Raw genomic sequence first — 21,256 nt, forward strand, 5'->3', positions numbered from 1 at the left:
GCCTCCGCCAGACCCACGCCTACTTCCGCAGCCGAACCACCGAGCAGCACCTCACCACTGCCGCCCCTTGGACCAGCCCCTGGCTACCCGAAGGTTTCGGACAAGACTTCTGGCCAGGTGCTTAGGGTTGGGTTGTGGTTGCGCGGGTGGTGTTGGTTCTTGGCGGCACGGGAGAGGCTCGGCGGTTGGCCTCGGTGTTGGGTGGGGTTGCCGGGGTGAGGGTGGTTTCCTCGCTTGCCGGGCGGGTGCGGGAACCGGTGCTGCCTGTGGGCGAAGTGCGGATCGGTGGGTTCGGTGGGGTGCCGGGGCTGGTCGCCTGGTTGCGGGAGCGGGCTGTTGATGTGGTGGTGGATGCCACTCATCCGTTTGCGGCGACTATGACTGGGAATGCTGTTGCGGCGACTGGGGAACTCGGGCTGCCGTTGCTGGTGTTGCGTCGGCCGGGGTGGACTGAGCAGGCGGGGGATTGCTGGCACTGGGTGTCCTCGATCGCCGAGGCGGCCGCGCTGGTGCCGTCGCTGGGAAGTCGGGTGCTGCTCACTACCGGTCGGCGTGATCTGCCTGCCTTCGCCAACCCGGAGTTGTGGTTTTTGTGTCGGTCTGTTGATCCGCCGGAGAGTCATTCGGACAATGTGGAGGTTCTGCTCGATCGGGGGCCGTACACAGTGGACGGTGAGTTGGAGTTGTTGCGGCGGTACCGGATTGAGGTGTTGGTTAGCAAGGACAGTGGTGGGGAGCAGACTGCGGCCAAGCTCGTTGCGGCTCGGCGGCTGGGGGTGCCGGTGGTGATGGTGCGGCGGCCGGCGTTGCCCGCCGCCGACACGGTGGGGACCGTGGCGGCGGCGGTGGAGTGGGTCAGGCGGGGTAGCGGCGTGGGGTGAAGACCACTGGTTCGCCGGATGGGCCGGTGCGGAATCTGGTGGTGGAGGAGCCGATCAGCAGTAGGCAGCGCATATCCACAGTGGACGGATCGAGGTCGGCGAGGCGGACCACGCGGATTGATTCTTCGGGGCCGCCGACGTCGCGGCCGATCACCACGGGGGTGTCGGGGGAGCGGTGGGTCAGCAGGGTTTTCCTGGCTGATTCGACCTGCCAGGTTCGGGTGCGCGAGGCCGGGTTGTAGATCGCGATCACCAGGTCCGCGCTCGCCGCGGCGGCCAGGCGGGCCTCGATGATCTCCCACGGCTTGAGGCGGTCGGAGAGGGAGAGCACGCAGTAGTCGTGGCCCAGTGGCGCGCCGACCCGGCTGGCCACCGCGTGGGCGGCGGTAAGGCCGGGGAGCACTCGCACCGGGACTTCGGCGAACTGGTCTTCGCCCGCGACTTCCAGGACGGCGCTGGCCATCGCGAAGACGCCGGGGTCGCCGGAGGAGATGACCGCGACCCGGGAGCCGGATTTGGCCAGGTCCAGGGCGAAGGCGGCGCGTTCGGCCTCCACCCGGTTGTCCGAGGGGTGGCGGCGCTGACGCGGGTTGGGCGGGATCCGGTCCAGGTAGGGGCCGTAGCCGACGAGTTCGTCGGCGGTGGCGAGCGCGTCCTGTGCTTGGGGGGTCAGCCATTCGCGCCCGGCGGGGCCGAGGCCGACCACGACCACCTCACCCGGTCCCGTGGCGGACTCGGCGGGGGTGGAGTCGATGGTGCTGTGGGCCTGGCTGGGCAGCAGGGCCAGGGAGAAGTAGGGGACGCCTTCGGGGTCCACTTCGGACAGTGGCGCGACCCGCTGGCGGCCGGTGGTGGCCCGTTCCACGTACCAGGCGTCGTCCAGGCGGCCTGCCGCGTGCAGGGCCTCGCGTACCGAGGTGAAGGTGCGGCCCAGCTTCATGATCGCGGCCGAGTCGGTGGTGGCCAGCCATTCGGCCAGCTCCTCCTGCGGCAGCGTGCCGGGGAGGACGGTGAGCACCTCGTCGCGTTCGACCAGGGGGCGGCCGAGCACGGCGGCGGCGCCGCTGACCGAGGTCACCCCGGGCACCACCTCGGTCGGGAACCGGTGCGCGAGCCGTTTGTGCATGTGCATGTAGGAGCCGTAGAAGAACGGGTCCCCGGCGGCGAGCACCACGACGTCGCGTCCGGCGGAGAGGTGCGCGGCCAGGCGTTCGGCGCTCTCGGCGTAGAACTGGTCGATCTGACCCTGATAGTCCTCGCTGTCCTCGGTGGTCACCGGGTAGATCAGCTGTTCCTCGATCTGGCCGGGCCGCAGGTAGGGCTCGGCGATGCCGCGGGCGATGCTGCGCCCGTGCCGCGCGCTGTGGAAGACCACCACGTCCGCCGCGCCGATCAGCCGGGCCGCCTTGACCGTCACCAGCTCCGGATCGCCGGGGCCGAGCCCGACGCCGTACAGCCGTCCCAGATCACTCACTCTTCGTCACTCGCAATCGCGTTGATCGCGGCGGCGGTCATCGCGCTGCCGCCCCGCCTGCCCCGCACCACCAGGTATTCCAGGCCCAGACCGTTGGCGGCCAGGGCTTCCTTCGATTCGGCCGCGCCGATGAACCCCACCGGGATGCCCAGCACCGCGGCGGGCTTTGGCGCGCCACCGGCGATCATCTCCAGCAGGTGGAACAGCGCGGTCGGCGCGTTGCCGATCGCCACCACCGCGCCGCCGAGCTTGTCCCGCAACAGTTCCAGGGCCGCCACACTGCGCGTGTTGCCCATCGACGCGGCCAGTTCCGGCACCCGCGGATCACCCAGGAAGCACAGCACCTCGTTGTCCGCGGGCAGGCGACGGCGGGTCACCCCGGCCGCGACCATGGTGGCGTCACACAGGATCGGCGCCCCGGCCTCCAGCGCGGCGCGGGCCGAGGCCACCACGCCGGGGGAGTGGCCGATATCGGCCACCAGGTCGACCATGCCGCAGGCGTGGATCATCCGCACCGCCACCCGGGCCACATCCGGGGGCAGTCCGGCCAGGTCGGCCTCGGCGCGGATGGTGGCGAAGGAGCGGCGGTAGATCTCCTTGCCGTCCTTGATGTACTCGGTCACTGCTGCTTCCTCCGGGCCGCGTCGATCGCCGCGGCCGTGTCCTCGTGCGGTTGTCCGTCGATCAGGTAGCCGTCCGCGGTGGCCAGCACGTCGATCGCGCCGCGCGGCCGTCCGCATCGCCGGGAGCAGCCCGACCAGTGCACCGGCCCGCCGGGCAACCCGAGGTGGCGCACGGCGTCGGCGCGCACATCGGCCAGGGATTTGGCGCAGCCGGGGCGGCCGGTGCAGGCGGTGACCGCGTGCCAGGGTGAGTCCGGATCGGTGATCAGCCCGTGCCCCAAGGTGATCGTCCGCGGCAGCACCAGACCGCGCCACGGTGTGAGCCGAACCTGCTCCACCGCGAGCAGGGCGCCGGACTGGTCCGGGTCCAACCGCCCCAGCGGCGCGCCCACGACCAGGCGCCCGTCCGGCAGCGGGCCGGGGGGCAGCGGCACTGATCCGCGCACCGCCAGCCGCTCCGTGGACACCGGTCCGCCCAGCCGTCGAGTGATCTCCGCGACACCGCCGTCGATCTCGGCCAGTCGCCAGGCCGTGCCGCCGTGCTCGGCCCGCAGCGCCAGGAATTCCAGGGCCGCCCGCAGCACCGCGTCCACCGGGTCGGCCACCCGCAGCCCTGAATCGGCCCCGGCCAGCGACAACGCCCAGGAAGAGCCAACCAGGTCCAGGCCGATATCCGCACCCAGCCCGCTCACCACGCCGCCGTCGTCCACGGCCACCAGGAACCGCCCCGGCAACCCGGCCAGTTCCGGCCGCGAACACAACGCGGCGTCGATCGCGTCCACCAGGTCCTGGTTGTCCGCCAGCGGCGCGGCCACGATGTTCCGCATCCGCTCATGGGTCAGCGAGGGCAGCAGCCCGGCCTCGGCCAGCCGCGCCCCCAACTCGACCTCAGCCCCGGCCGCCAGTCCTCTGAGCTGCACATTCGCCCGCGAGGTCAGCTCAAGCGACCCGTCGCCCAGCTCGATCGCGGCCGTTCGCAGCACCGCCAGCCGCGCCCTGGAGAGCGTGCCGCCCGATACCCGGACCCGGGCCAGGCCGCCATCGGCCGCCGGGTGCACCTCGATCGCGCCGGGACAGGCGTCCGGGCGCTGGCGATGTGGCGAAGCGGGCACCCGCGGGATGCTACGCGGCAGGTAGGGTCGCCTCGAACGGTGAACCACGGAGGAAGCCGGTGTGAGTCCGGCGCGGTCCCGCCACTGTCACCGGGTGCGAGCCCGGGAGCCAGACACTCCGCTCACCGTCCCCGACCGTCATGGGGCGCGGACCCCGAGGGATGTGGAGCCACGCGTGATCCTGCTGCTGTCGACCTCTGACACCGACCTGCTCTCCGCCCGCGCCGGCGAGGCCGATTACCGGCTCGGCAACCCGGCCCGGCTGCTCGTGGACGACCTGCCCGCCCTGGTCGAGGGCGTGGACCTGGTCGTGGTGCGCATCCTCGGCGGCCGCCGGATGTGGGAAGAGGGCCTGGACTGGCTGCTCGCCGGACCCCGGCCCGTCGTCGTGCTCGGCGGCGAACAGGCCCCGGACGCCCAGCTGATGGAGCTGTCCACGGTGCCTGGCGGCGTCTGCGCCGAGGCGCACGCCTACCTCGCGCACGGCGGCCCGGCCAACCTGGCCGAACTGCACAACTTCCTCTCCGACACCGTGCTGCTCACCGGTCTCGGCTTCGCCGCGCCGCAGCCCACCCCCACCTGGGGCGTGCTGGAGCGCACCGCCCGCACCACCAGCGGACCGGTGGTCGCGGTGCTCTACTACCGGGCCCACCACGTGGCCGGGAACACCGCCTTCGTCGAGGCGCTCAGCAGCGCGATCGAGGACGCGGGCGGCCAGGCGCTGCCGGTGTTCTGCTCCTCGCTGCGCACCGCCGAACCCGCACTGCTCACCGAACTCGGCAAGGCCGATGCCCTGGTCGTCACCGTGCTGGCCGCCGGGGGCACCAAACCGGCCGCCGCCTCCGCCGGTGGCGAGGACGACGCCTGGGACGTCGGCGCGCTGGCCGCGCTGGATGTGCCGATCCTGCAAGGACTCTGCCTCACCTCCAGCCGGGAGAGCTGGGCGGCCAACGACGACGGACTGTCCCCTTTGGACACCGCGACCCAGGTGGCCATCCCCGAGTTCGACGGCCGGATCATCACCGTCCCGTTCTCCTTCAAGGAGATCGACCCGGACGGCCTCACCGTGTACGTGGCCGACCCGGAACGCGCCGCCCGGGTCGCCGGGATCGCGGTCAAGCACGCCCAGTTGCGGCACATCCCGGCCGCCGACCGGCGGATCGCGCTGATGCTCTCGGCCTACCCGACCAAGCACTCCCGGATCGGCAACGCGGTCGGCCTGGACACCCCGGCCAGCGTGGTCAAACTGCTGGCCGCGTTGCGGGACAACGGTTATGACATCGGCCCGGCCGAAGGCGAGGGCGCCCTGCCCGGCGTGGCCAAGCTGGACGGTGACGCGCTGATCCACGCGCTGATCGCCGCCGGTGGCCAGGACGAGAACTGGCTCACCGAGACCCAGCTCTCCGGCAACCCGGTGCGGATCAGCGCCGCCAGGTACCGCGAGTTCTACGACACCCTGCCCGCCGACTTCCGCGCGGAACTCGAAGGCCACTGGGGTCCGGCGCCCGGCGAACTGTTCGTGGACCGTAGCCAGGATCCCGAGGGCGAGATCGTCCTCGCGGCGCTGACCGCGGGCAACGTGGTCGTCATGGTGCAGCCGCCGCGCGGCTTCGGCGAGAACCCGATCGCCATCTACCACGACCCGGACCTGCCGCCCAGCCACCACTACCTGGCCGCCTACCGCTGGCTGGCCCAGGAGTTCGGCGCGCACGCCATGGTGCACGTGGGCAAGCACGGCAACCTGGAATGGCTGCCCGGCAAGACCGTCGGCATGTCCGCCAGTTGCGGCACCGACGCGGCGCTGGGCGATATCCCGCTGATCTACCCGTTCCTGGTCAACGACCCCGGCGAGGGCACCCAGGCCAAGCGCCGGGCGCACGCCACCCTGGTCGACCACCTGGTGCCGCCGATGACCCGCGCGGACAGCTACGGCGACATCGCCCGGCTGGAACAACTCCTGGACGAGCACGCCAACATCGCCGCCATGGACCCGGCCAAACTCCCGGCCATCCGGGCGCAGATCTGGACCCTCATCCAGGCCGCCAAACTCGACCACGACCTGGGCCTGGACGACCGGCCGCACGACGCGGAGTTCGACGACTTCCTGCTGCACGTGGACGGCTGGCTGTGCGAGGTCAAGGACGTGCAGATCCGGGACGGCCTGCACATCCTGGGCGCCGCGCCCGAGGGCGAGGCCCGGATCAACCTGGTGCTGGCCATGATCCAGGCCCGGCAGATGTGGGCCGGACAGGTCGCCGCGCTGCCCGGCATCCGGGAAGCCCTGGGGCTCAACGAGGACGGCTCCGCCTCCCGCACCGACACCGACGCGATCGAGGCCAAGGCCCGCGAACTGGTCACCGCGATGGACGCGGGCGGCTGGGTCCAGGGCAGCGCCACCGAGGTGGTGCGTTCGGTGCTGGACAAGGACAACGAGGACGTCGCCAAGGTCCTCGAATTCGCCGCCGCCGAGGTGGTGCCCCGGCTGGCCCGCACCACCGACGAACTCGGCCACCTGCTGCACGCCCTGGACGGCGGCTACGTGCCTGCCGGGCCGAGCGGATCACCGTTGCGCGGCCTGGTGAACGTGCTGCCCACCGGCCGCAACTTCTACTCCGTGGACCCGAAGGCCGTGCCCAGCAGGCTCGCCTGGGAGACCGGGCAGGCCATGGCCGACTCGCTGCTGGACCGCTACCGCAAGGACACCGGCGAATGGCCGCCCTCGGTCGGACTGTCCGTATGGGGCACCAGCGCCATGCGCACCGCGGGGGACGACATCGCCGAGGTCCTCGCGCTGCTGGGCGTGCGGCCGGTGTGGGACGACCAGTCTCGCCGGGTCACCGGGCTTGAGGTGATCGGCCTGGCCGAGCTGGGCCGCCCGCGGATCGACGTCACGGTGCGCATCTCCGGGTTCTTCCGGGACGCCTTCCCGCACGTGGTCGCCCTGCTCGACGACGCCGTCCGGCTGGTCGCCGCCCTGGACGAACCGGCCGAGCAGAACTTCGTGCGCGCGCACGCCGAGGCGGACAAGGCCGAGCACGGCGACGACCGCCGCGCCACCATGCGCATCTTCGGCTCCAAGCCGGGCGCCTACGGGGCCGGGCTGCTGCCGCTGATCGACAGCAAGAACTGGCGCGACGACGCCGACCTGGCCGAGGTGTACGCGGTCTGGGGCGGCTATGCCTACGGCCGCGAACTCGACGGGCAGCCCGCCCGCGGCGATATGGAATCGGCGTACAAGCGGATCGCGGTGGCCGCCAAGAACGTGGACACCCGTGAACACGACATCGCCGACTCCGACGACTACTTCCAGTACCACGGGGGCATGGTCGCCACCGTCCGCGCGCTCACCGGCAAGGCCCCCGCCGCCTACATCGGCGACAGCACCCGGCCGGACGCGGTGCGCACCCGGACCCTCAACGAGGAGGTCTCCCGGGTCTTCCGGGCCAGGGTGGTCAACCCGCGCTGGCTGTCCGCGATGCGCCGCCACGGCTACAAGGGCGCCTTCGAGATGGCCGCCACCGTGGACTACCTCTTCGGCTACGACGCCACCACCGGGGTCGTCGCGGACTGGATGTACGAGAAGCTCGCCGAGAGCTACGTGCTGGACGAGGAGAACCACCGGTTCCTCACCGAGGCCAACCCGTGGGCGCTGCACGGCATCGCCGAACGGTTGCTGGAGGCGGCGGAGCGCAAGCTGTGGGAGAGCCCGGAACCGGCCACCCTGGACGCGTTGCGCGAGGCTTATCTCGCGACTGAAGGCGAACTCGAGGGCGACAGCTAGATTCGGCCAGGTGACAACTGGGGAAAGCTTGCGGAGGCCGCGCACGGGGGGACCGTGCGCGGCCGTTGCATTCGGGGGCCACCACCTGCACGTGGTGGCGCATCAGGACGACGACATCCTGTTCATGAACCCGGACCTGGCCGGCGCGATCACGGCGCGGCTGCCGGTCACCACCGTGTTCCTCACCGCGGGCGAGGGCTACGCCAAACCGAGTCCCGAACCGGACATTCCGGCGCTGAGCTGTCGTCCCGGGTACAAATTGGACCGTGAGCAGTACTCCGCCTGCCGCAACGACGGGGCCCGCGCCGCCTACGCGCTGATGCTGGGCTTTCCCAGCGCCGACGTGGCGAACTGGCGGACCGAGGCGCTGACCGTCAACGGCCCCAACGGGTTGCGCCGCCAGGTCGAGTTCAGCCGGGCCGAGCGGGACGGCCGGGTGGTCAACCTGATCTTCGTGAACTTGCCCGAATGGGCGGACAAGCACGCCGACACCAAGGCCGATCCGGCCGATCCGACCGGTAACACCGCCTCGCTGTTCCACCTGTGGCAGGACAACAGCCGCCGGGTCACCGTGGTGCCCGCCGGCGGTCCGGTGCGGGCGCGGCAGAGTTACGATCGCGAGGACCTGATCAATCTGCTGATCGGGCTGTGCCAACGGTTCCGGCCCACCGTGGTCCGGGTGCAGGACCCGCAGCCCGACCCTCGGCACGGCGCGGCGGACCGGTTGCACGACCACCGCGACCACGTCAGCGCCGCCCGGCTGGCCATCCTGGCGGTGCGCCGCCTGCCAGCCACCCAGCGCGTCGCGCTGATCACCTACCGTGGCTACAACATCCAGCACAGCCCGGTGAACCTGGACGCCGGTCAGCAGCGGGACAAGGACGAGCAGTTCGCCGCCTACGCCCAGTTCGACCAGCAGATCACCAACACCGCCGGGTATCGCGGCTGGCCGCAACGGCTTTACCACCGGTACTGGGGCGGCACGAACTGGGTGGCGCGCACCGCGGCCGGGAGGTTGCAGGCGTTCGCGGTGCACAGCGGCGGACTGCGAACCTGGTGGCAGGACGGCGAATCCGGCTGGCTGGGCCCGCGTGACCTGGGTGATCCGGGTGGTCCGCTGGCGCCCGCGGTCTCGGTGACGCGGGAGGAGGACGGTCGGCTCCGGGTGTTCGCGTTGCGGCTGGACACCTTCCAGGTGGTCTGCCTGACCCAGTCCCGGCCGGACGGCGACTGGCCGCGGCGGTGGGCGAGTCTGGGCAACCCGCACGGGAAGTCCAGGCGGGCCAGGCAGATCGGCCAGCCGGTGGTCGCGCGGGCCGCCGAGGGGGTGCGGGTGTTCGTGCAGAACGGCGACGGCGGGCTCAGCACCCGGACCGCGCAGGGCTGGCAGGACCTGGGCGGCGGCCCCGGCGTGCAGGACGGCCTGGCCGCGATCACCGATGCCCGCGGCCGGATCGAGGTCTTCGCGCTCGCCGTGGAAGCCGGTTCCGGGGCGCTCAAACGCTGGCACCAGCCCGAATCCGGCGCCGCCTTCCGCCTCGACCCGGACTTCCCAGGGCTGGAACCCGCCGGACCGCCCACGGTCGCGCTCAGCGCCGACGGCACCCTGGACGTGGTCTACCGCCTGGCAGGCGAGCACGCGGGCAAGATCGGCCACACCTGGCAGACCCGCACCGGCGAATGGATCGGCAAACCGGAGATCCTGGACGGCCACGGCGGCATCGGCCCGATCGCCGCGGCCAGCGCGCCGCACCCGCGGCACGGGATCGCCGAGACGCCGTCCCCGCGGATCACCTTGTGCGCCACCAATCGCGACGGCGGGGTGAGCGCCACCCGGCAGTCCGCCCCGGACCTGGGCTACCTGGACTGGACCGACCTGGGTGGTCTGGTCGTGCACCAGCCCGCGATCGCGGTCGACCCGGGCGGCCGCACCCACCTGTTCGCCGTGTCCGGAGACGGGAAGTTGCTGCACCGCAAGCAGGTCGAGCCGGGTGGGGACGCGCCGTACACCGGCTGGACCCGGCTCGGCTGAGCCGCTCAGTCCGTGTTGTCCCGCAGCCGCCGCAACAGCAGGGCCAGCCGCAGCCGGAACCGGCCGTCGGGCGTGGTCACCGGGAAGCCCAGTTCGGTCTCGGCCTGCGCCAGGCGGGCGGTGACCGAACTGTGGTGCCGGTGCACCGCGTCCGCGGCCTTGCGCACCGAATCGTGCCCGCACACCGCGGACAGGATCAGCAGCAGATCCGGCGCGGCCGCCAGCCGGTCCAGCGCACGCACGTCCGCGATCTGCTCGATCTCGTTGGCCCGCAACCCCTCGGCGACCGCGGCGAGCGAACCCAGATGTTCCCACCAGCACACCGGCGGATCCCAGGGCAGCGATCCGGCCAGCCGCACCGCGAGCCGCGCCTGCCGCCAGGACGTCCTGGCGTCGATCGCGGCCACCTCGCCGCCCACCCCGACCCGCGTCGGCGCCCGCACCAGGTCCAGCTCCGGCGGTCCGGCCAGCAACACCGCCCGCGACCGTCCCAGCGGCGCCGACCAGCCACCCAGCCGCACCGAGCCGTCGGCCACCGCCAGCACCCGCACCCGGGTCCCCGGCGTCAGCCCCAGCAGGTGCAGGGCCCTGGACCGCTCGGCCTCCCCGGCCAACTCCGCCAGCACCAGCTCCACCAGCGCCGGATCACCCAGTTCGGGCAGGGCGCCGCGGGCCAGCACCAGCTCGGCGGCGATCGCGAACCGCTCCAGCACCATGTCATCCAGGGGCAGCGCCTGCCCGGTCCGGGCCAGCCACACCCTGGCCCCGTCCGGCAGCTCCCGCACCCGCGCGCCCCTGGGCGTGGACACCCCGGCCCGCACGACCGCCTCCGCGGCCAGGGCCAGTCCGCGATCGGCGGCGTCCAGGCCGACCGGGCATTCGGTCAGCGTCGCGGTGGTGCGCAGCAGGGTGTCCAGGTCGACCCGGCGGGCGATCAGCGAGTCGAAGAAGGCGATCACCCGCACCTCGCTGGCCGCGTCGGCGTCCAACGCGGACAAGCGCAGCAGCAGGCCCTCCATGCGATCAGCGTAGCCAGACGGCGGGTCCGGGGCCGGGGAGCACCGGCGGTTGGCGGTGGGCGCGGCGGGCGCCGCCCGCGCAGACTCTGATCATGAGCTACGCGATCGATCCCGAACTGGCCACCTGGCTCCCGCTGATCCCGCAGGTGAACTTCGCCGACCCGGTGGCCACCCGCGCGCGCAGGCGGGAGATGGCCGCCGAAATCCCGCCCTATGTGGCGGCGAACCCGGTCGCGGTGCGCGCGCTGAGCATCCCCGGCCCGGCAGGCGGGCCCGAGGTCGCCATCCGGGTCTACACCCCGGCCGCCGACGGCCCACTGGGCGCGCTGGTGCACATCCACGGCGGCGGCTTCGTCCTCGGTGACCTGGACCTCGCCGAGCGGTCCGCGCTGCGGGTGGCCGACCAGGTCGGCGTGGTCGTGGTCGCCATGGACTACCGCCTGGCCCCGGAGAACCCGTTCCCGGCCGGGCTGGATGACTGCTACGCCACCCTGGAGTGGACCGCGAAGAACGCGGCCGAGCTGGGCGTGGACCCGGCCCGGATCGCGGTCGGCGGGGACAGCGCGGGCGGCGGCCTGGCCGCGGCGGTCGCCCTGCTGACCAGGGACCGAGGTGGCCCCGCGCTGGCCTACCAGGTGCTCAACATCCCCGAACTCGACGACCGCCTCGACACCCCGTCCATGACCGCCTACACCGACACCCCGATGTGGCACCGGCCCAACGCCATCCTGAGCTGGGACTTCTACCTCGGCGAGGGCAAACGCGGCACCGCCGAGGTCTCCCCGTACGCGGCCCCGGCCCGTGCCACCGACCTGTCCGGCCTGCCACCCGCCTTCGTCGCGGTGTGCGAGTTCGACCCGCTCCGGGACGAGGGACTCGACTACGCGCAGCGACTGGTGCAGGCCGGGGTGTCCACCGAACTGCACCTCTACCCGGGAACCTTCCACGGCTCGGGCCTCATCCCCGAGGCCGCGGTCACCGTCCGCATGGGCCGGGACCTCACCGACGCGCTCCGCCGTGCACTGCGCGACGCCCCCGCGTGAACGATCCTGGATCCCGCACGTTGAACAAGGAGTAGGAGTGGCAGGGTTGGTGTTGCGCTAGGTAGCACCAGCCACAGACACGGAACGGTGGGCAGGATGAGCAGCGAGACCTCCAGGACCGCGACGGCACGCATCGGGGTGACCGGGTTGGCGGTGATGGGCCGCAACCTGGCCCGCAACCTCGCCCGCAACGGCTACCCGGTCGCCGTGCACAACCGGTCGGTGGAGCGGATGAAGAGCCTGGTCGCCGAGCACGGCGATGAGGGCACCTTCGTCCCGGCGGAGACCCTGGCCGAGTTCGTGGACGCCCTGGAGCGGCCGCGGGTGGCCATCGTCATGGTCAAGGCGGGCGGCCCGACCGACGCGGTCATCGACGAGCTGGCCGATCTCCTGGAGCCCGGCGACATCGTGGTCGACTGCGGCAACGCGCACTTCGCCGACACCCGCCGCCGGGAGGCCGCGCTCAAGGAGAAGGGCCTGCACTTCGTCGGCACCGGGGTCTCCGGCGGTGAGGAGGGCGCGCTGCTCGGGCCGAGCATCATGCCCGGCGGATCCACGGAGTCCTACGCGCGGCTCGGCCCGGTGTTCGAGTCCATCGCGGCCAAGGTCGACGGCCAGACCTGCTGCGTGCACGTGGGCCCTGACGGCGCCGGTCACTTCGTCAAGATGGTGCACAACGGCATCGAGTACGCCGACATGCAGCTCATCGCCGAGGCCTACGACCTGCTCCGGGCCGGCCTCGGCGCCACCCCGGCGGAGATCGCCGAGATCTTCCGTGGCTGGAACGAGGGCGACCTCGAATCCTTCCTGATCGAGATCACCGCGGACGTGCTCGCGCACACCGACCACCGCACCGGCCAGCCGTTCGTGGACGTGGTGCAGGACCAGGCCGAGCAGAAGGGCACCGGCCGCTGGACCGTGCAGAGCGCCCTGGACCTGGGCGTGCCGATCACCGGGATCGCCGAGGCCACCTTCGCCAGGTCCCTGTCCGGGCACGCCGACCAGCGCGCGGCCGCGGCCGAGGCCTTCGGCGGCGAGGCGGGCGCGGGCTGGGTCAAGGACAGCGACCGGGACGCGTTCATCGAGGACGTGCGCAAGGCGCTCTACGCCTCCAAGGTGGTCGCCTACGCCCAGGGCTTCGACCACATCCGCGCGGGCAGCCAGGAATACGGCTGGGACATCGACCTGGGCTCCACCGCCACCATCTGGCGCGGTGGCTGCATCATCCGGGCCCGGTTCCTGGACCGCATCCGCGAGTCCTACGACGCCAGCCCGGACCTGCCCAGCCTGCTGGTCGCCCCGTACTTCGCCGAGGCCGTGGCAGGCGGCGTGGACAGCTGGCGCCGGGTGGTCGTGGACGCGGTGCGCGAAGGCGTGCCGTCCCCGGCCTTCTCCTCCTCGCTGGCCTACTACGACGGCCTGCGCCGCGACCGGCTGCCGGCCGCGCTGATCCAGGGCCTGCGGGACAACTTCGGCGCGCACACCTACCGCCGGGTGGACGCCGAGGGCTCCTTCCACACCCTGTGGGCCACCCCGGACAAGGCCGAACAGGCCGGGTAATTCCGGTGCCGGGGGCCGGGTGTTGTCCGATTTCCGACAACGCCCGGCCCTTCGTGCGATTTATGGCTTGATTCCGACGATAGTCGCTGACGCGTTATGTGTGGCCGCTGTCATCATGAGGTGCAACCCCCGCCGCCGGAAACATCGCGGAGGTTGCCTTGCGTACCACTCCGATCAAGCGATCAATTCTGGTCGGCCTGATGAGCCTGGCGCTGATGGCGTTGTCCGTCCTGGTACCGGCCACGGCCAGCGCGCATGGATACACCAACGGTCCGAACAGCCGGGCCTACTTCTGCAAACTCGGCACCGCGAAGAACTGCGGGCCGATCCAGTGGGAACCGCAAAGTGTCGAGGGACCCAAGGGATTCCCGGCCCGCGGCCCGGCCGACGGCAGTATCTGCTCCGGTGGACTCGGCCAGTTCGCCCAGCTCGACGACCCGCGCGGCGGCAGCTGGCCGTCCACCCAGCTGACCAGCGGCGCGAGCCGCACGTTCAGCTGGTGGCTGACCGCGCCGCACGCGACCACCTCGTTCAAGTACTTCATCACCAAGAACGGCTGGAACTCCACCGCGAAACTCACCAGGGCCGCGCTGGATCCGAACCCGTTCATCAGTGTCAGCAACGGCGGCGCCCGGCCGCCGAACGCGGTCTCGCACACCGGCACGGTGCCCGGCGGCAAGTCCGGCAGGCACCTGATCCTCGCGGTGTGGGATATCGCGGACACCGGCAACGCGTTCTACCAGTGCATCGACGTCAATTTCTGATCATTCCGCGCACCGTTCCGCGGCCGCGATCACTTCCAGGGTGAACTCACCGGCCAGTCGCGGTAATCGGCCGGGCTCCGGGAATTCGGGGCCCGGCTCGCCGGTGCGCTGGGCGAGCGCGGCCCGCAGCATCGGGTGCCAGCGCGAGTCGAAGGTGTCCAGGGCGTACTCGGCCGCGGTTTCCTTGGCGATCACCTGGCCGGTGGCGATGGTGTGGTGCAGCCGCGGCGGACCGAGCACCCTGGCCAGGGCCTGCCGGTGGGCCGGGATCAGCGGCTTGTCCCGGGGCGGATCGGACACGCACCGGCGGGCCCAGTGCTGCCAGTGGCCGCGGAGCTGGTCCAGGTTCCAGGCTCGCAGCAGGTGCGGTTCCGGGTCCAGCCCGAGCCGGTCCGGGGTGTCGCCGCGCACCGGGATCCCGCATTCTAGGAGCACCTTCCACATCACCGGGTTCACGTCGAAACCCGCGCCCCGCTTGAAGGATCGCCCGCTGTGCGCGGCCAGCGGCCGGATCCGCGTCACCGGCTTGCTGATGTCCGCGGCCGCCACGAAGGCGCCGTTCATGGTGCCGGGAATGCTCGGATCGGCCCTGATCACCGCCCGCCCGGCGGTGCGCAGGTTGCCCGCCACGTGCAGCACCCGCAACCGGCGCAGTTCCCGCTCACCGCACTCCCCGGCCAGCACCGCGATGAAGTCGATATCGCTGCGCCCGGCCCGCCAGGCGCCCAGCGCGGCCGAGCCGATCAGGTAGCAGCCGACGATCTTGCCGGGTAGCAGGCGATCGGCGGTGGCCAGGTAACGAGCGGCGACGCGGGTGGCTTCGGCAGGCGGCATCAGCCCAGTCTGCCAGCCAAGCTCACCCGTTCGCGGCTGACCAACACCGGTCAGCGTGATTGTTGCCGCGCACCAGCCTCCCTATCGTCCGTGTTCGGGCGGCACCGGCCCAGCATTGTCCACTGTGGACCGAGCGGCCGGGGTCACGGGAGGCGGGCATGGCCAGGCGGGTGAACCGGCGGAACTTCCTGCGCGGCGCTGGCGCGGGCGCGGCGGCGGTGGCACTGTCGAGTGGCGAGATCGCCGAGGCGGGGGAGGACACGGCCGTGAGCGCGTTGACCATCGACCGGCTCACCGTGGAGTACGCGACCAACCCCCTGGGCACCGACGTCGAAGTGCCCAGGCTGGCCTGGATCCTGCGTGCCGACCGCAACGGCGCCACCCAGACCGCCTACCAGGTCCAGGTGGTCACCGATCCTGGGCAGTTCGAGGACCGCCGCCCGCACTGGGACAGCGGACCGGTCCGCTCGGCCCGCACCCTCGGCGTCCGCTACGCCGGTCCGGCGCTGCGCCCGCGCACCCGCTACCACTGGCGGGTCCGGGTCTGGGACGGCGACAACCGGCCCTCGCCGTGGAGCACCCCGGCCTGGTGGGAAACCGGCCAGCTCGGCCGCCCCTGGGCCGCGGACTGGATCGGCGCGACCGCCCCGCCCCCGCCGCCCGGGGTGGACCCGGCCTCCTGGATCGGCGGCCCCGGCTGGACGCTGAGTACCGCGCCACTGGGCTCCCGCTGGTTCCGCGCCACCCTCGACCTGCCCGGCGAAGTCCGCAAGGCCACCCTGGTGGCCACCGCCGACGACAACCTCACCGTGCACCTCCACGGCCGGGAAGTGTTGTCCGCCATGGCCTCCGGCAACTCCTGGGCCGCCGCGCACCTGGTCGACGTCACCGAGGTGGTGCGCGCCACCGGGTCCGCGCTGACCCTGGCCGCCGAGGCCGCCAACCGCGGTGGCCCGGCCGGTCTGCTGCTGCGCCTGATCGTCGAACTCGCCGACGGCGGCACCGTCGAACTGCGCACCGGCCCCGGCTGGCGGGCCACCGACACCGCGCACCCCGGCTGGACCAGCCCCGGCTACGACGACAGCGCCTGGCCCGCCGCCACCGTGCTTGCCCGCTACGGCGAAGGCCCGTGGGGCCGCAACGTCGCCGTGCCCGCCACCCAGCTACCGGCGCCGTTGCTGCGCAAGGACTTCCGCCTCGACCGCCCGGTCCTGCGGGCCCGCCTCTACATCAGCGGCCTGGCCTACTACGAGGCCCAGCTCAACGGCGGCCGGGTCGGCGACCAGGTCCTGGACCCGGGATTCACCGGCTACGACAAGACCGTGCTCTACGCCGTGCACGACGTCACCGGGCAACTCCGCCAGGGCGACAACCAGATCGAGGTCACCCTGGGCCGCGGCTTCTACGGCCTCACCACGATCAACGTGTGGGACTGGCACCTGGCCAAGTGGCACGGCGAGCCCAGACTGCTGGCCCAGCTGGAGATCGAGCACCCCGGCGGCGCCCGCACCACCATCGGCACCGACGGAACCTGGCGGATCACCGACAGCCACACCCGGGTGAACTCCCTGTACTCCGGCGAAACCCACGACGCCCGGCACGCCCCCGGCCCCTGGACCGCGGCCCGGATCGTGCCCGCCCCCACCGGAAAACTGCGCGCCCAGCCCAACGAACCCATCCGGATCACCGAGACCATCCGCCCGGCGAGCATCACCGAACTGCGCCCCGGCGTGCACATCGTCGACATGGGCCGCACCATGGCCGGCTGGACCCAGATCACCGTCCGCGCCCCGGCAGGCACCCGGATCTCCTTGCTGCACGGGGAGAAACTCAACCCGGACGGCAGCGTGCAGTCGGTCAACGAACACGTCAAGGACCTCCGCCAGCAACGCGACGAGTACCTCACCGCGGGCACTGGCGCGGAGACCTGGGAACCCCGCTTCTCCTACAAGGGATTCCGCTACGTCGAGATCACCGGCCCGCGACCGGAGCAGGTGCTCGGCAGGCTGGTGCACAGCGATGTGCCCGAGGTCAGCGAATTCCGGTGCGGCGAACCGATGTTCGAGCAGCTGGACCGGATGATGCGGCGCACCATCGTGAACAACCTGCACGCGCTGCCCACCGACACGCCCAAGTACGAGAAGAACGGCTGGACCGGCGACGCCCAGGTCGGCGCGCCCAGCATGGCCTATGCCTTTGGCATGCAACGGTTCTTCGCCAAATGGGTGGGCGATCTGGCCGACGCCCAGGACACCGCGGGCCAGGTCCCGGTGATCGTGCCCAACGGCGGCAAATGGGGCTACCGGCAACTCGCCCCCACCCCCGAGTGGACCACGGTATTTCCTTTCCTGGCCAGGGAAATGCACCGCTGGTACGGCGATGACCGGCTGGCCGCCGAACACTGGCCCGCGCTCACCGGCTACCTGGACTGGGAGATCAACCGGATGCGCGACGGCCTCGCGCTGACCGCCCTCGGCGACTTCCTGTCCCCGGACGCGCCCTGGGGCGTGGCCCCCGAGGACAACCGCCTCACCGCCACCGCCTACCTGCACCGCGCGCTGATCGGCGTCGCGGAACTGGGGGAGCTGCTGGGGCACCAGGACATCGCGGCCCGCTACCGGGCGGTCGCCGCCGCGGCCAGGGACACCCTCAACCGCACCTTCCTGCGCGGCGGCCACTACAACAGCGACCGCGACCAGGGCTACCGGCAGACCAGCAACGCCATCCCCCTCGCCTTTGACCTGGTGCCAGCGGAGGCCATTCAGTCCGTTGTGGACAGTCTGGCCGCCGACATCCGCAGGCGCGGCAACCACCTCAACACCGGCTGCCTGGGCACCAGCGTGCTGCTGCCGGTGCTCACCGCACACGGCCACGCCGACCTCGCGCACGCCATCGCCACCCAGCGCACCGAACCGAGCTGGGGCTACTGGATCGACCAGGGCGCGGACACCATGTGGGAGATGTGGCACAAGGACTCCCGCTCCCGCAACCACTACTTCCAGGGCACCGTCACCCAGTGGCTCTACGAGAACGTCGGCGGCCTGCGCCCGCTGTCCAACGGCTACGAACGGATCCTGATCCGCCCGGACGCCCGCACCGGCGTGGACTGGGCCCGAACTGGCATCAGCACCGTCCGCGGCCAGGCCGGGGTCAGCTGGGCCAAGACCGCTACCGGCCTGACCCTCACCGCCACCGTCCCGGTCGGCGCCACCGCCGAGATCCACCTGCCCCCCGGTGAGATCACCGCCCCACCCGGCGCCACCCGGCTCCGCGTCACCCCTCGCCACGCGGAATACGAGGTCGGCTCCGGCACCTGGACCTTCACCACCGGCTAGCCGAAGGCGCTGTGCCCCGGCGGCGGGGGCAGCGCGAGAAGTTGTCTGGCCACATCCAGGAACTCGCCGCCGTGATGCCACATCCGCTGATCGGGGTCCACCGTGAACGGATCCGTCACGTCCGCGTCACCCGTGCGCACCCGGTAGGCCAGCGCCTCGGACTCGGAGTAGGCCAGCACGGTCTCACGCACCCCGCGCCACACCCGGTTGAACATCACCGCATCCGTCCTGGTCACCTCGTCCCGGACCAAGCTCTGGCGAAAACCCTTGCGCCGCAGTAATTTCATGCACTCGGCCACTGACTTCGGCACGGCCCCGTCATCCTGTCCCATCGTCCTCCCGCCGCCTGGAGCCCACGATTCTGCCGTCGGCGCCCGCAACGGAAGTCGCGTATCGCTCGATCAGGGGAGGACTGCTGGGCAGCTGCACAATCCGGGCGGTCACCGTTGGTGCGGCTGCCTACCTGGGTAGCACCCCGGGAGTGGATTGCGCTTACCGCAACGGTCGGCAAGGCTCAGGCGGTGGTGGACTTACCCGCGCCCGATCCACGGGCGGCGCTGTACCGGCGGGCCGAGGAGCAGATCCCGCGGATCGCCGAGCAGGTGCTGGCCGCCTTCTTCGCCAGGGCGGCCGGCTACCAGCAGCTGCCGCCGCAACTGGTCAACCAGGAGATCAGCGCGGCCATCGCGCTCAACCTGCACCTCTACCTGCGCTGCCTGCGCGAACAACGCCCGCCCCGGCCCGATGAGCTGACCGGGCAGATCGCCGCCGCCATCCGCCGGGCCCAGCAGGGCGTGCCCCTGGACGTGGTGCTGAGCACCTACCACATCGCCGCCCAGGTCGGCTGGGAAGCGATGGCCGCCCTCGCCGAACCGGACGAGATCCCCGAACTCCTCGCCGGCGTGCCCGGCCTGTTCCATTACCTCAGCGTCGCCGTGCCCGCCGTGGCAGCCTCCTACCTGCACGAACAACAGGTCCTGGACGCCGAACACCGCGAGGCCCGCCGCGCCCTGGTCACCGCGCTGCTCACCGGCGCGCCCGCCGAACCCCTGGCCGAACGCCTCGGCCTGGCCCTGGCGCACACCCACCTGGTCCTGCACCTGCGCCTGGGCCCACCCCCGCACACCGACGGCGCCGACCTGCAACTGGCCGCCCGCGCCCTGGTCCGCCGCCTGCAGGCCGAACTCCCCGCGCACGCCCTGGCCGCCTTCAACCACACCGGCGGCACCCTGCTCCTGCCCGCCGACGACCCGGACATCCCCGGGCAGGTCGCCGCCGCGCTGACCCTGGCCGAACGCCTGCACCTGGCCGCGGGCACCACCCTGCTCACCGGCCTGGCCACCGCGCTCAGCCGGGCCGAGATCCCGCACGCCGTGGACGAGGCCACCGACATCTCCGACCTGGCCACCCGGCTGGGTCGCCCACCCGGCGCCTACCAGCTCGACGACGTGTTGCTGGAATACCAGCTCTGCCGACCGGGCCCCGGCCGGGAACGCCTGCACCGCATCCTGGACCAGCTCACCGCGCACCAGGACCTGCTGTGGACCCTGCGCACCTTCCTGGACACCGGCCACAACCGGCACCGCAGCGCCGCGGAACTGCACATCCACCGCAACACCCTGAACTACCGGCTGCGCCGCATCGCCACCCTCACCGGCCACAGCCCGGCCGATCCGGCGGGCGCCCGCATCCTGGCCGCAGCCCTGACCGTCCGCGACTTCGCACCCAGGTGAGTTCAGCCGCGACTGGACTCCCGCACCACCAGCTCCGGGGTGAAGAACACCCGCTGATGCTCGTGCTGTCCAGGACTCGACGTCTCCGCGATCACCAGCTGCGCCGCCGTCCGCCCGATCAGGTGCCGGGGCTGGCGCACCGAGGTCAGCGGCACCGCGGCGGCCGCGGCGAACTCGATGTCGTCGTACCCGACGATCGCCAGCTCATCCGGCACCCGCACCCCCGAGCGCACCATCGCCTGCAACACCCCCAGCGCCAGCAAATCGTTGGCGCAGAACACCGCCCGCGGCCGGTCCGGCCGGGCCAGGATCTCCTCCCCGGCCCGCAACCCGGCGGCCACCGTCAGCGAGGGCACCTCGATCACCTGTAGCGCCGACTCCGCGAGCCCGGCCTTGCCCAGCGCGTCGTAGGCGCCCAAGCGCCGTTCCGCCGCCTGCCGCACATGCGCCGCCCCGGTGACCATCACGATCCGGGCGAATCCCTGCGCCAGCAGGTGATTGATGGCCAGCGCGCCGCCGGTCCGGTCGTCCACCGCCACTGAGCAGATGTCCTTGGCCGGGGCCGGGTGGTCCAGCAGCACCACCGACACCCCGCGCTGCTGCAGCCGCCGGATCTCCGCCAGGGAGTCCCGGCTGGGAGTGATCAACACGCCGTGCACCCGTTGCTGGGCAAGGACTTCCAGGTGCCGGTGCTCGCGGTCGGGGTTGGAGTCGCTGTTGCACAGGATGACCGAGTGGCCAGCCTCGGTGGCGGCCTCCTCCACGCCGCGGGCGACGTCGGTGAAGAACGGGTTGCTGACGTCCAGGACCACCAGGCCGATCGTTCGCCCGGTCCCGGCCCGGAGCTGGCGGGCGGACTCGTTGCGCACGAAGCCGAGTTCGCTCATCGCGGCCAGCACCCGTTCCCTGGTGCGTGGGGCGACCCGGTCCGGCGAGTTCAGCACATTCGACACGGTGCCCAGGGAGACTCCGGCCAGCTCGGCCACCTCACGCACGCTCACCGAATGGCCCATGGTCCGCCTTCGCTCCGTTCGGCTGGCCGGGTGCACCGGATCAAAACCCCTC

General features: G+C 72.0%; 15 protein-coding genes, 1 pseudogene and 1 riboswitch. Of the genes and pseudogenes, 9 read left to right on the forward strand and 7 right to left on the reverse strand.

What is annotated here, in order from left to right; genetic code table 11:
* Both ACTOWY_RS41710 and ACTOWY_RS41715 read left to right on the forward strand, forming a co-directional pair.
* A pseudogene (locus ACTOWY_RS41710) lies at positions 1-125 on the forward strand (IS630 family transposase); the annotation flags it as partial.
* Between the two features lie 9 nt (positions 126-134).
* The gene (locus ACTOWY_RS41715; RefSeq protein WP_441315118.1) at positions 135-881 is read left to right on the forward strand and encodes a cobalt-precorrin-6A reductase; all 747 of its coding nucleotides are present in this window, start codon (positions 135-137) and stop codon (positions 879-881) included.
* Here the strand turns inward: ACTOWY_RS41715 and ACTOWY_RS41720 are convergent.
* Genes ACTOWY_RS41720 through ACTOWY_RS41730 form a run of 3 tightly spaced genes read right to left on the reverse strand, consistent with a single transcriptional unit; the run spans position 856 to position 4,090 of the window.
* Positions 856-2,355, reverse strand: a complete 1,500-nt coding sequence (locus ACTOWY_RS41720; RefSeq protein ID WP_441315119.1) for a precorrin-2 C(20)-methyltransferase — start codon at positions 2,353-2,355, stop codon at positions 856-858. The two genes, ACTOWY_RS41715 and ACTOWY_RS41720, sit on opposite strands and share 26 nt — an antisense overlap.
* Positions 2,352-2,978 carry a precorrin-8X methylmutase gene (locus ACTOWY_RS41725; protein WP_441315120.1) on the reverse strand — a complete coding sequence of 209 codons (627 nt, stop codon included), beginning with the start codon at positions 2,976-2,978 and terminating at the stop codon, positions 2,352-2,354. Before ACTOWY_RS41725 ends, ACTOWY_RS41720 begins: the two co-directional genes overlap by 4 nt.
* On the reverse strand, positions 2,975-4,090 hold the full coding sequence (locus tag ACTOWY_RS41730; protein WP_441315121.1) for a hypothetical protein: 1,116 nt from the start codon (positions 4,088-4,090) through the stop codon (positions 2,975-2,977). The genes ACTOWY_RS41725 and ACTOWY_RS41730 overlap by 4 nt, the downstream gene beginning before the upstream one ends.
* A gap of 6 nt (positions 4,091-4,096) precedes the next feature.
* Positions 4,097-4,230: riboswitch (cobalamin riboswitch) on the forward strand.
* Positions 4,231-4,265: 35 nt separating this feature from the next.
* Between ACTOWY_RS41730 and cobN the strand changes: the two genes are divergently transcribed.
* Both cobN and ACTOWY_RS41740 read left to right on the forward strand, forming a co-directional pair.
* Complete coding sequence (cobN, locus tag ACTOWY_RS41735) at positions 4,266-7,871, forward strand: cobaltochelatase subunit CobN (RefSeq protein WP_441315122.1); 3,606 nt, start codon at positions 4,266-4,268, stop codon at positions 7,869-7,871.
* Positions 7,872-7,962: 91 nt separating this feature from the next.
* Entirely contained in the window at positions 7,963-9,903 is a 1,941-nt protein-coding gene (locus ACTOWY_RS41740; RefSeq protein ID WP_441315123.1) for a PIG-L family deacetylase, read from the forward strand.
* A 5-nt stretch (positions 9,904-9,908) separates the two neighbouring features.
* On the opposite strand, the gene ACTOWY_RS41745 is transcribed toward ACTOWY_RS41740, so the two are convergent.
* The gene (locus ACTOWY_RS41745) at positions 9,909-10,922 is read right to left on the reverse strand and encodes a helix-turn-helix domain-containing protein (protein WP_441315124.1); all 1,014 of its coding nucleotides are present in this window, start codon (positions 10,920-10,922) and stop codon (positions 9,909-9,911) included.
* Positions 10,923-11,014: 92 nt separating this feature from the next.
* On the opposite strand from ACTOWY_RS41745, the gene ACTOWY_RS41750 reads away from it, so the two are divergent.
* The 3 genes from ACTOWY_RS41750 (at position 11,015) to ACTOWY_RS41760 (ending at position 14,289) form a co-directional block, all read left to right on the forward strand.
* Complete coding sequence (locus ACTOWY_RS41750) at positions 11,015-11,965, forward strand: alpha/beta hydrolase (protein WP_441315125.1); 951 nt, start codon at positions 11,015-11,017, stop codon at positions 11,963-11,965.
* Between the two features lie 96 nt (positions 11,966-12,061).
* Complete coding sequence (gene gndA / locus ACTOWY_RS41755) at positions 12,062-13,525, forward strand: NADP-dependent phosphogluconate dehydrogenase (RefSeq protein ID WP_441315126.1); 1,464 nt, start codon at positions 12,062-12,064, stop codon at positions 13,523-13,525.
* Between the two features lie 158 nt (positions 13,526-13,683).
* Positions 13,684-14,289 carry a lytic polysaccharide monooxygenase auxiliary activity family 9 protein gene (locus tag ACTOWY_RS41760; RefSeq protein ID WP_441315127.1) on the forward strand — a complete coding sequence of 202 codons (606 nt, stop codon included), beginning with the start codon at positions 13,684-13,686 and terminating at the stop codon, positions 14,287-14,289.
* On the opposite strand, the gene ACTOWY_RS41765 is transcribed toward ACTOWY_RS41760, so the two are convergent.
* Positions 14,290-15,123: a hypothetical protein gene (locus ACTOWY_RS41765; protein ID WP_441315128.1), complete on the reverse strand. Its 834-nt coding sequence runs from the start codon at positions 15,121-15,123 to the stop codon at positions 14,290-14,292.
* 158 nt (positions 15,124-15,281) lie between these two features.
* Between ACTOWY_RS41765 and ACTOWY_RS41770 the strand changes: the two genes are divergently transcribed.
* Positions 15,282-18,458, forward strand: coding sequence for a family 78 glycoside hydrolase catalytic domain (locus ACTOWY_RS41770; RefSeq protein ID WP_441315129.1), 3,177 nt, complete (start codon positions 15,282-15,284; stop codon positions 18,456-18,458).
* Here ACTOWY_RS41770 and ACTOWY_RS41775 read toward each other — a convergent pair.
* On the reverse strand, positions 18,455-18,769 hold the full coding sequence (locus tag ACTOWY_RS41775; RefSeq protein ID WP_441315130.1) for a hypothetical protein: 315 nt from the start codon (positions 18,767-18,769) through the stop codon (positions 18,455-18,457). The genes ACTOWY_RS41770 and ACTOWY_RS41775 overlap by 4 nt on opposite strands.
* A gap of 210 nt (positions 18,770-18,979) precedes the next feature.
* Between ACTOWY_RS41775 and ACTOWY_RS41780 the strand changes: the two genes are divergently transcribed.
* A complete protein-coding gene (locus tag ACTOWY_RS41780) occupies positions 18,980-20,191 on the forward strand; it encodes a PucR family transcriptional regulator (RefSeq protein ID WP_441315131.1) in 1,212 nt (403 codons plus the stop codon).
* A 2-nt stretch (positions 20,192-20,193) separates the two neighbouring features.
* On the opposite strand, the gene ACTOWY_RS41785 is transcribed toward ACTOWY_RS41780, so the two are convergent.
* On the reverse strand, positions 20,194-21,204 hold the full coding sequence (locus tag ACTOWY_RS41785; RefSeq protein ID WP_441315132.1) for a LacI family DNA-binding transcriptional regulator: 1,011 nt from the start codon (positions 21,202-21,204) through the stop codon (positions 20,194-20,196).
* Between the last annotated feature and the right edge of the window lie 52 nt (positions 21,205-21,256).

It is taken from the genome of Crossiella sp. CA198 (genome assembly GCF_052078295.1).
Lineage (GTDB): Bacteria > Actinomycetota > Actinomycetes > Mycobacteriales > Pseudonocardiaceae > Crossiella.